An 8,911-nucleotide genomic window follows, 5' to 3' on the forward strand; every position below is an offset into this window, starting at 1 on the left:
GCTGCCATACTTACGACGCCGTAGGTTACGGATGCGTAGCCCCGCCTGTCCGCTGCATTCCTACCCACAGGGGACTCCCCATGAAGTCCAGCCCCGATGTGATCGAGGCCGCCGAGGCGGCTGACGGTCAGGTTCTTCCCCCCGCCACGCTCGGCGGGGACAACAAGCGGTCGATCGAGCAGATCGCGCTCCTGCTGTTCATCGTCGTGCCGTTCGTGGCCCTGGTCGCGGCGGTGCCGCTGGCCTGGGGCCGCGGTGTGAGCTGGCTCGATCTGGGCCTGCTGGTGGCGATGTACTTCATCGGCTGCCATGGCATCACGATCGGTTTCCACCGCTACTTCACCCATGGTTCGTTCAAGGCGAAGCGTCCGCTCCGTATCGCCCTGGCCGTGGCCGGTTCACTGGCCGTGGAGGGCCCGGTGGTCCGCTGGGTTGCCGATCACCGCAAGCATCACCGTTTCTCCGACGCGGAGGGTGACCCGCACTCGCCGTGGCGTTTCGGCGAGACCCTGCCGGCCCTGATGAAGGGCCTGTGGTGGGCGCACATCGCCTGGATGTTCGACGAGGAGCGGACGCCTCAGCAGAAGTACGCCCCCGATCTGATCAAGGACCCGGCGATCCGCGGGATCTCCCGTCACTTCCTGACCTTCACGATCGTCTCGCTGGCCATTCCGCCGCTGGTCGGCGGCCTGGTCACCATGTCGTGGTGGGGGGCGGCGACCGCGTTCTTCTGGGGGTCGCTGGTCCGGGTGGCGCTGCTGCACCATGTGACCTGGTCGATCAACTCGATCTGCCACGCGGTCGGCAAGCGCCCGTTCAAGTCCCGTGACAAGTCGGGCAACGTGTGGTGGCTGGCGGTCCTGTCGTGCGGCGAGTCCTGGCACAACCTGCACCACGCCGACCCGACGAGTGCGCGGCACGGGGTGATGCGGGGTCAGATCGACTCGAGTGCCCGGCTGATCCGCTGGTTCGAGAAGCTGGGCTGGGCGACCGACGTGCGCTGGCCCGACTCCGCGCGTATCGAGTCCCGGCGCTACCCCGCGCAGGCCGACGCGGCATGATTGACGACGTGGCGACCGATGGAAGCACAAGCAGCGAGAACACCCGCGCACCCTCCGCCCGGCGTACCCGCCGGGTGCGGATGACCGGGAAGGAACGCCGCGAGCAGCTGCTGGACATCGGTCGCACCCTCTTCGCCGACAAGGGGTTCGAGGGCACGTCGGTGGAGGAGATCGCGGCGCGTGCCGGGGTCTCCAAGCCGGTCGTGTACGAGCACTTCGGCGGCAAGGAGGGGCTGTACGCCGTGGTGGTGGACCGGGAGATGCGTCAGCTCCTGGACATGGTGACCAGCGCGCTGACCGCCGGACACCCGCGGGAACTGCTGGAGCAGGCGGCGTTCGCGCTGCTGGACTACATCGAGACGTACACGGACGGGTTCCGCATCCTGGTCCGCGACTCGCCGGTGGCCCAGTCGACGGGCACGTTCGCCTCGCTGATCAGCGATATCGCCACGCAGGTGGAGGACATCCTCGGGCTGGAGTTCAAGGCCCGGGGCTTCGACGCGAAGCTGGCTCCCCTGTACGCGCAGGCGCTGGTCGGCATGGTGGCGCTGACGGGTCAGTGGTGGGTGAACGCGCGCAAGCCGAAGAAGGCGGAGGTCGCGGCCCATCTGGTGAACCTGGCGTGGCACGGTCTGGAGAACCTGGAGTCGAAGCCGCGGCTGATCGGACACCGCAGGAGTTGAGCGGAGGTGTCCCGATTGGTCCCCGATGCTCCGCACCGCGTATCGGATCCGAGACGTCGTTCACCGCTAAAGCACTTCAGTCCCGCTGGTCACAGTTGTAGAGTCTGTGACCATCCCGGGAATGCTTCACCCTGCATGTAATGCACCTGTGAAGGCGTTTCTCCCGGTTCCACCACTTACCCCTGGGGGGGCTTTGTCTTCTGTGGAACCCGGCCGTCGTCCCGTGCCCGCGCGCTCGAAGCGCGCGGGCCGGATCGCGGCCTGCACGGCACTCGTTCTCTCGGCCGGCATGCTGCTGGCCGCCCCGGCCTCGGCCGATGACACCGCACCGGGCCGCACCGCGGTCGAGCGGTCCACGCCGGCCCTCGGCCAACTGCCGTCCCTCTCGCTCCCGGAGCGCCCGGCTCACCCGGCGAAGAAGTCGGGTGCGGCCGGTGTCGAGGGTGCCGCCGCCGCGGTGGTGCCCGCGAAGCCGCGTCTCGACGTGGACGACGACGGATACAGCGACCTGATGTACCGCGCGATCGACGGCAAGGTGTACGTCGAGCCGTCGACCGGCGCGGACTCGCACGAGTACACGATCAACGGCGACTACGAGGAGCAGTACAAGGACCTCATCGCGCCCGGCGACCTGGACGGGGGCGGCCGGCCGGACTTCCTCGCCCTGTCCGCCACCGGCACGCTCTCGCTCCTCCAGAGCTGGGGCGACACCGGCACCGGTTACGTCACCTGGTCCGGCAAGGGCTGGCAGATGTACAACAAGCTGGTCGGCCCCGGTGACCTGAACGGTGACGGCCGCGGTGACCTGCTGGCCCGCACACCGTCCGGTGAGCTGTACCTGTACGTCACCAACGGCGCGGTCGACTCCAACCCGTTCAAGGCCCGCGTCAAGGTCGGCAGCGGCTGGGGCGCCTACGACCAGCTGGTCGGCGCCAATGACGTGACCGGCGACGGCATCGCCGACCTCTTCGCCCGGACGACCGCCGGTGAGCTGTACTTCTACGCGGGCACCGGGAACGCGGCCAAGCCGTTCACCGGGCGCGTGAAGGTCGGCAACGGCTGGAACGGCTACAACCAGATCATCGGCGTCGACGACGCCAACGGCGACGGCCTCGGCGACATCCTCGCCCGGACGACCGCCGGCGCGCTGTACTACTACGAGTCCACCGGATCGGGCAGCTTCCTCACCCGTTCGGGCGGCGGGCCCGGCTGGAACGTCGCGTCGCTGTTCATCGGCACGGGCGGCAACCCCGACTTCGGCAAGAACGAGATGCTCGGGCTCGGCTCCAACGGCACTCTGTACTGGTACTACCCGAAGAACAACGGCCTGTTCGCCGCCCGTCAGGTGGTCGGCGAGAACTGGGGCGGGGCCAACATCTCGTTCCCGTCGTCCTTCGACAAGGACGGCCGGGCCGAGCTGATGGAGGTCTACGCCGGCACGCTGTACAACGGCGGCGACCCCATCGGCAACGGCTGGGGCGTCTACAACAGCCTCGTCGGCCCCGGCGACCTCAGCGGTGACGGCAAGGGCGACCTGCTGGCCCGTACCTCCGGCGGCACGCTCTACCTCTACCGGGGCAACGGCAACGGCACCGCGTTCGCCTCCCGGATCAACGTCGGCGGCGGCTGGGGCGCGTACAACAAGCTGCTCGGTGCCGGCGACTACAACGGTGACGGCCTCACCGACCTGCTCGCCCGCAGCAAGAGCGGCTACCTGTACCTCTACCCGGGTACGGGCGTCGCCTCGAAGCCGTTCAAGGCGCGCCTGAACATCGGCGGCGGCTGGAACACCTACAAGAAGCTGGCCGCGCCCGGCGACATCAACGGGGACGGCAAGGCCGACCTCGTGGGCATCGACGGCAAGGGCGACCTGTACCGCTACACCTCGACCGGCACCGGCAAGTTCGGCGCCCGGGCCAGGATCGGCGGCGGCTGGGGTTCGTACGTCAACCTGTACTGATCCTTCGCACGACCGCACCATCGCGTTCCGACGGGGCCCCGTCACCGGCACTCCGGTGACGGGGCCCTGGACGTTTCACCACGTACCCCTGGGGGGGCCATGATCTCTGTGACATCCGGCCGTCGCGCCGTGCCCGCACGCTCCACGCGTGCGCGCCGCCTCGCGGCCTGCACCGCACTCGTCCTCTCGGCCGGCATGCTGCTGGCCGCCCCGGCCTCGGCCGATGGCAGCACGGCGGCCGAACGGCCCGCGCTCTCGGCGGACCCGCGGCCGGCCCTGAACCTGCCGGAGCACACCGACCGGCTCGGGGCGGCCCTGAAGCCCCGCGCGGACTTCGACGACGACGGCTTGTTCGACCTGGTCGTGCGGACGCGCGACGGCGGGCTCGGCATCATGCCGAGCAGCGCGGAAGGGGTGTACGACTTCGACATCCCCGGCAAGGACGGGAACGCGCACAAGGACGTCATTCCGGTCGGCGACCAGACGGGTGACGGGTTCTCGGACCTGCTGACGCTGTCGCCGTACGGCGCGCTGTCGTTCCACTCGACCATGTCCGGGGCGGGTACCGGCAACGCCGAATGGACCGGCAAGGGCTGGCAGATCTACAACAAGGTCCTCTCGCCCGGCGACCTGACCGGCGACGGGCGGTCCGACCTGCTGGCCCGCACACCCGCGGGCGAGCTGTATCTGTACCCGGCCACCGGCAACACCTCCACCGCGCCGTTCGGCGCACGGGTCCTCGTCGGCAAGGGCTGGGACTGGTACGACCAGCTCATCGGGATGAACGACGTCACCGGGGACGGCGTCGCCGACCTCTACGGGCGGACCGTCTCCGGCGATCTCTACTTCTACCGGGGCACCGGGTCGGCGAAGTCCCCCTTCGTGGCGAGCACCCGGGTCGGTCACGGCTGGCACATCTACAACCAGGTCATCGGCGCCGACGACCTGGACGGCGACGGCCGCGGCGACCTGATCGCCCGCGCGGTCAACGGTGACGTCTTCACCTATCTCTCCACCGGCGACGACGGCATGCTCTCGGTCCGCGTCGCGAGCGGTTCCGGTCTGAACACGGCGACGCTCCTCGCCGGCGCCGGCGGCACCCCCGCCTACGGCAGGAGCGAACTCCTCGGGCTCGACACCACGGGCGATCTCTCTGCCTTCTGGTCCCGGAACAACGGCGAGCTGGACCAGCGCGCGGGGATCAGCAGCGGCTGGAAGGGCAAGCCCTTCCTCGCCTCGTCGCTCAACGAGAACACCCTCGTCGACCTGATGAACGTGTCCGGCGGCGAGCTCTACAACCACAGCTTCGGCCCGGACGACATCCGCCACGTCAGCAGCGGCTGGGGCGGCTACGACCTCACGATCGGCCCCGGCGACCTGACCGGCGACGGCAGGGCCGACCTGCTGACCCGTGACACCAAGGGCTACCTGTACCTCCACCCCGGCAACGGCACGGGCAGCGCGCTCGGTGCCCGGGTCAAGGTCGGCGGCGGCTGGAACGCGTACGACGTGATCGTCGGCACCGGCGACTTCACCGGGGACGGCCGCGCCGACCTGGTGGCCCGCGACCTGGGCGGGGTGCTCAGGATGTACCGGGGCACCGGCGACGTGAACGCGCCGTTCCTCAGGCCGTTCCCCGTCGGCGGGGGCTGGAACACCTACGCCAAGCTGGCCGCGCCCGGGGACCTCACCGGTGACGGCAAGGCCGATCTCCTGGCGGTCGACCGCAGCGGCGGCCTCTTCCGGTACATCTCGAACGGCTCCGGCCAGTTCACCCGCCCGGTCAGGATCGGCGGCGGCTGGAACACGTACAGCGTCCTGAACTGATCCACCGCAACGACCGCACCCTCACGCAGGGCGGGGCCCCGTCACCGGTCTTCCGGTGCCGGGGCCCCGTCCGGTTCCAGGAACTCCAGCCGGTTGCCCACCGGGTCGTGGCTGAAGAAGCGGCGGTGGCCGGGCAGGTCCCCGTCCCAGCGGACCTCGGCACCGTGTGCCGTCAGCCGGGCGGCGAAGGCCTCGATGTCCTGGACGCGCAGGCCGGGATGCGCCTTGCGGGCCGGGCGGAAGTCCGCCTCGATGCCCACGTGGAGCTGGACCGGGCCCGCCTGGAACCAGCAGCCGCCGCGGGCGGCCAGGACCGGCGGCTTGGGGACCTCGGTGAGGCCGAGGATGCCGGCGTAGTACGTGCGCAGCGCCTCCTCCGAGCCTTCGGGGGCGGCCAGCTGGACGTGGTCGAGCGCGGTGATCATGACTTCTCCCGGTGGGCGACGGCGAAGATGCGGCGGAACGGGAAGACCGTGCCGTGCGGGCCCGCGGGGTAGGCGGCGCGCAGCAGGTCGCGGTACTCGGCGAGGAAGGCGTCCCGGGCCTCCTCGTCGTCGGCGAGGGCGGTGAGGACCGGGCGCAGTCCGGTGCCCTTCACCCAGTCGAGGACGGCGTCCTCGCCGTGCAGGAGGTGGAGGTAGGTGGTCTCCCAGACGTCGGCGGTGATGCCGGGGGCCGTGAGGTGTTCCAGGTAGCCGGCCGGGCCGAGGACCGCGTCCGCGTGGCGCAGGCTCCCTCCCAGCCGGGAGCGCCAGCGCGGGGACTCGGCGAGTTCGCGCATCAGGGCGTGCGAGGGCTGGTCGAAGTTGCCCGGGACCTGGAGGGCGAAGGTGCCGCCGGGGGTGAGCGCGTCCAGCCAGTCCGGGAAACGGTCCGCGTGGCCGGGGACCCACTGGAGCAGGGCGTTGGAGACGATCAGGTCGTGCGGCCGGCCGGGGGTCCAGGTCGTGGCGTCGGCCTCGGCGAAGTCCAGCAGGGCGGTGGCGTGGGCGCGGGCCCGTTCCAGCATCTGCGGGGAGTTGTCGTAGCCGGTGATACGGGCCCGGGGCCAGCGCTCGGCGAGCAGGGCGGTGACGTTGCCCGCGCCGCAGCCGAGGTCGGCGATGCGGGGGGCGGAGGCGTCCGGCAGTTCGGGAACGCGGGCCAGCAGGTCGTGGAAGGGGCGCGTGCGATGGTCCGCGTGGCGCAGGTACTGCTGCGGATCCCAGAGGGGTGCGGTCATGCCGTCCAGGATCGGCCCGAAGTATCTTGATGTCAAGACACTTGAATTCAAGAGACTTCATGTCGACAGACCCTCTACACTGATCCACATGGAGGACGAGGTCGACCGGCTGGTCGCTGCATGGCGCCGAGAGCGCCCCGACCTCGACGTGGAACCGCTCGAGGTCCTCAGCCGCGTCTCCCGCCTGGCCCGCCACCTCGACCGGGCCCGAAGGATCGCCTTCGCCGAGCACCACCTGGAACCGTGGGAGTTCGACGTCCTCACGTCGCTGCGCCGGGCCGGCTCCCCGTACCAGCTCTCGCCCGGCCAGCTCCTCACCCAGACGCTGGTCACGTCGGGCACGATGACCAACCGTATCGACCGGCTGACCAAGAAGAACCTCGTCGAGCGGCTCCCCGACCCCAGCGACCGCCGCGGCGTCCTGGTCCGGCTCACCGCGGAGGGCCGTGACAAGGCCGACCAGTCGCTGGCCGGCCTGCTGGCCCAGGAGCGCGCCATCCTGGGCGAACTCTCCCGGCAGCAGCGGGGCGAACTGGCGGGTCTGCTACGCCAGTTGACCGCCCCGTTCGACAACGTCCCCGGCTAGGGCCGGCGCCTCCAGGTCGGCGGGACCGACACCCGCCCGCCGGGCCAGCGCGACCGCCGCCAGCGTCGAGTGCACGCCCAGTTTCCCCAGCACGTTCTGCATGTGCGTACGCACCGTGTGCGGGGAGAGGAAGAGCCGCTCCGCCACCGCCTTGCGGCCCAGGCCCGCCACCATGCAGCGCAGTACCTCGCGCTCGCGCGGGGTCAGGGACTCGACGAGCTGTTCACTCTCGGTGCGGTGCTTGCGGTCCGCCATCAGCTCCCGCAGCACGCCCGTGAGCAGCGCGGGCGGCAGATGCGTCTCGTCGCGCAGCACGCCCCGGATCACCGCGAGCAGCCGTTGCAGCGAGCTGTCCTTGGCGACCCAGCCACAGGCGCCCGCCTGGAGCGCGAGCGCGGCCCGGCGCGGGTCGTCCTTCTCGGCGAGCACTACCGTACGCACCTGGCAGCGCAGCGAGCGGATGCCGGCGACCAGGGAGATGCCGTCGACCAGGCCGTTCTCCCCGGCGTTCGGAGCGGGCACCGGGACCGGGCCCGCGGCCGGGCGGCCGGGCGGGCGCAGGATGCCCAGTTCGGCGTCGACGAGTATCACGTCGTAACCGCGGCCCTCGGACACCGCGCGCTCCAGACAGCGCAGAGCGGCCGGCCCGTTGCCGGCCGCGGCCACGTCGACATCGGGCTCGGCGGCCAGCGCCGCGGCGAGCGACTCGGCGAAAATACGGTGGTCGTCGACGACGAGAACCCGGATACGGGCCACAGGCACCCCCATGCTGTGTGTTCTGGGGCACGCGAGAATGCGGCCCCCGGCAGGGACGGACCGGCGCGGGTACGACGCCCGGAGCGGGGAGCTGAACCGCGGTCCACGGCCGCCGCCGTGCACCGACTGCCCTCCCGCCCGGACGCCGCACCCGGCTGTCTCGTACCCCTGAATCAGCACCGGCCCCCACCGGTGCTGTGCATCAGGGTACGGGCGGCGGCTCCGAGGGGAAGGAAATTCACAGAACTGACGGGCAGCCGAGTCCTAGGGTGTTGTTCATGTTCCGTCTTGAGACAGAAGTGGACAAAGAGCGACGTCAGCTGCTGAACAAGTGCCTGCGCGACGACAACACCGCTCGCTCACCGCGGCTGCGCGCCCTGCGCGATACACCGGCGGCGCTCGAAGTCCCGCTGGAGGTATGGGCACTGGACGCCGATGACCGGCTCGCCGCGGGACTGACCGGCCGTACCTGGGCGACCTGGCTCCATGTGGACCTGCTCTGGGTCGACGCCCGCCATCGCGGTTCCGGCCTCGGCTCGCGACTGCTCGCCGAGGCGGAACGGGTGGCCCGGACCGAGCGGTCCTGCGTCCGCTCGCGGGTGGAGACCTGGGACTTCCAGGCCCCGGACTTCTACCGTCAGCGGGGTTACGAGGTGCGGGGGCGGATTCGGCGGCTCGGCGATCGTGCTCGTCGAGGAGTCGCAGGAGGACACCGTCACCAAGTCCGTGCAGGAGGCGTTCGCCGCGGCCGGGTACGCGGCCCCGGGCGTGTTCCCCGCGGTGCCGTCCGCGGGAGCCCGCCGGCTCGTCTGACCC

At 70.8% G+C, this 8,911-nt stretch carries 8 protein-coding genes and 2 pseudogenes; 7 read left to right on the plus strand and 3 right to left on the minus strand.

The genetic code is table 11. The features are described from left to right. The first annotated feature begins 80 nt into the window (after positions 1-80). From EAO72_RS22425 to EAO72_RS22440, 4 genes are all read left to right on the plus strand, one after another. Positions 81-1,061: an acyl-CoA desaturase gene (locus tag EAO72_RS22425; RefSeq protein WP_148019077.1), complete on the plus strand. Its 981-nt coding sequence runs from the start codon at positions 81-83 to the stop codon at positions 1,059-1,061. After that, positions 1,058-1,744: a TetR/AcrR family transcriptional regulator gene (locus tag EAO72_RS22430; protein WP_148019078.1), complete on the plus strand. Its 687-nt coding sequence runs from the start codon at positions 1,058-1,060 to the stop codon at positions 1,742-1,744. The genes EAO72_RS22425 and EAO72_RS22430 overlap by 4 nt, the downstream gene beginning before the upstream one ends. Before the next feature lie 289 nt (positions 1,745-2,033). Continuing rightward, positions 2,034-3,704 carry an FG-GAP-like repeat-containing protein gene (locus tag EAO72_RS22435; RefSeq protein ID WP_148021968.1) on the plus strand — a complete coding sequence of 557 codons (1,671 nt, stop codon included), beginning with the start codon at positions 2,034-2,036 and terminating at the stop codon, positions 3,702-3,704. A 99-nt stretch (positions 3,705-3,803) separates the two neighbouring features. Next, entirely contained in the window at positions 3,804-5,531 is a 1,728-nt protein-coding gene (locus tag EAO72_RS22440) for an FG-GAP repeat domain-containing protein (RefSeq protein WP_261991602.1), read from the plus strand. A 41-nt stretch (positions 5,532-5,572) separates the two neighbouring features. Here the strand turns inward: EAO72_RS22440 and EAO72_RS22445 are convergent, their stop codons facing one another. Then, positions 5,573-5,956: a VOC family protein gene (locus EAO72_RS22445; RefSeq protein ID WP_148019079.1), complete on the minus strand. Its 384-nt coding sequence runs from the start codon at positions 5,954-5,956 to the stop codon at positions 5,573-5,575. Further along, the gene (locus EAO72_RS22450; RefSeq protein ID WP_148019080.1) at positions 5,953-6,753 is read right to left on the minus strand and encodes a trans-aconitate 2-methyltransferase; all 801 of its coding nucleotides are present in this window, start codon (positions 6,751-6,753) and stop codon (positions 5,953-5,955) included. The genes EAO72_RS22445 and EAO72_RS22450 overlap by 4 nt, the downstream gene beginning before the upstream one ends. An 88-nt stretch (positions 6,754-6,841) precedes the next feature. Between EAO72_RS22450 and EAO72_RS22455 the strand changes: the two genes are divergently transcribed. Beyond that, positions 6,842-7,339, plus strand: a complete 498-nt coding sequence (locus EAO72_RS22455; protein ID WP_148019081.1) for a MarR family winged helix-turn-helix transcriptional regulator — start codon at positions 6,842-6,844, stop codon at positions 7,337-7,339. Here EAO72_RS22455 and EAO72_RS22460 read toward each other — a convergent pair. Then, the gene (locus tag EAO72_RS22460; protein ID WP_222724152.1) at positions 7,298-8,095 is read right to left on the minus strand and encodes a LuxR C-terminal-related transcriptional regulator; all 798 of its coding nucleotides are present in this window, start codon (positions 8,093-8,095) and stop codon (positions 7,298-7,300) included. The two genes, EAO72_RS22455 and EAO72_RS22460, sit on opposite strands and share 42 nt — an antisense overlap. 278 nt (positions 8,096-8,373) lie before the next feature. Between EAO72_RS22460 and EAO72_RS22465 the strand changes: the two are divergent. Next, a pseudogene (locus tag EAO72_RS22465) lies at positions 8,374-8,763 on the plus strand (GNAT family N-acetyltransferase); the annotation flags it as partial. Further along, positions 8,738-8,908: pseudogene (locus tag EAO72_RS43225) on the plus strand (galactokinase); the annotation flags it as partial. The pseudogenes EAO72_RS22465 and EAO72_RS43225, both read left to right, overlap by 26 nt. Between the last annotated feature and the right edge of the window lie 3 nt (positions 8,909-8,911).

This window comes from Streptomyces sp. OR43, assembly GCF_008042275.1.
In the GTDB taxonomy this organism is placed as follows: domain Bacteria; phylum Actinomycetota; class Actinomycetes; order Streptomycetales; family Streptomycetaceae; genus Streptomyces.

Bases quoted from the DNA above. Each gene is read 5' to 3' on its own strand.
- EAO72_RS22425 (WP_148019077.1), top strand. From the start codon at position 81: ATGAAGTCCAGCCCCGATGTGATCGAGGCCGCCGAGGCGGCTGACGGT.
- EAO72_RS22430 (WP_148019078.1), top strand. From the start codon at position 1,058: ATGATTGACGACGTGGCGACCGATGGAAGCACAAGCAGCGAGAACACC.
- EAO72_RS22435 (WP_148021968.1), top strand. From the start codon at position 2,034: ATGCTGCTGGCCGCCCCGGCCTCGGCCGATGACACCGCACCGGGCCGC.
- EAO72_RS22440 (WP_261991602.1), top strand. From the start codon at position 3,804: ATGATCTCTGTGACATCCGGCCGTCGCGCCGTGCCCGCACGCTCCACG.
- EAO72_RS22445 (WP_148019079.1), bottom strand. From the start codon at position 5,956: ATGATCACCGCGCTCGACCACGTCCAGCTGGCCGCCCCCGAAGGCTCG.
- EAO72_RS22450 (WP_148019080.1), bottom strand. From the start codon at position 6,753: ATGACCGCACCCCTCTGGGATCCGCAGCAGTACCTGCGCCACGCGGAC.
- EAO72_RS22455 (WP_148019081.1), top strand. From the start codon at position 6,842: ATGGAGGACGAGGTCGACCGGCTGGTCGCTGCATGGCGCCGAGAGCGC.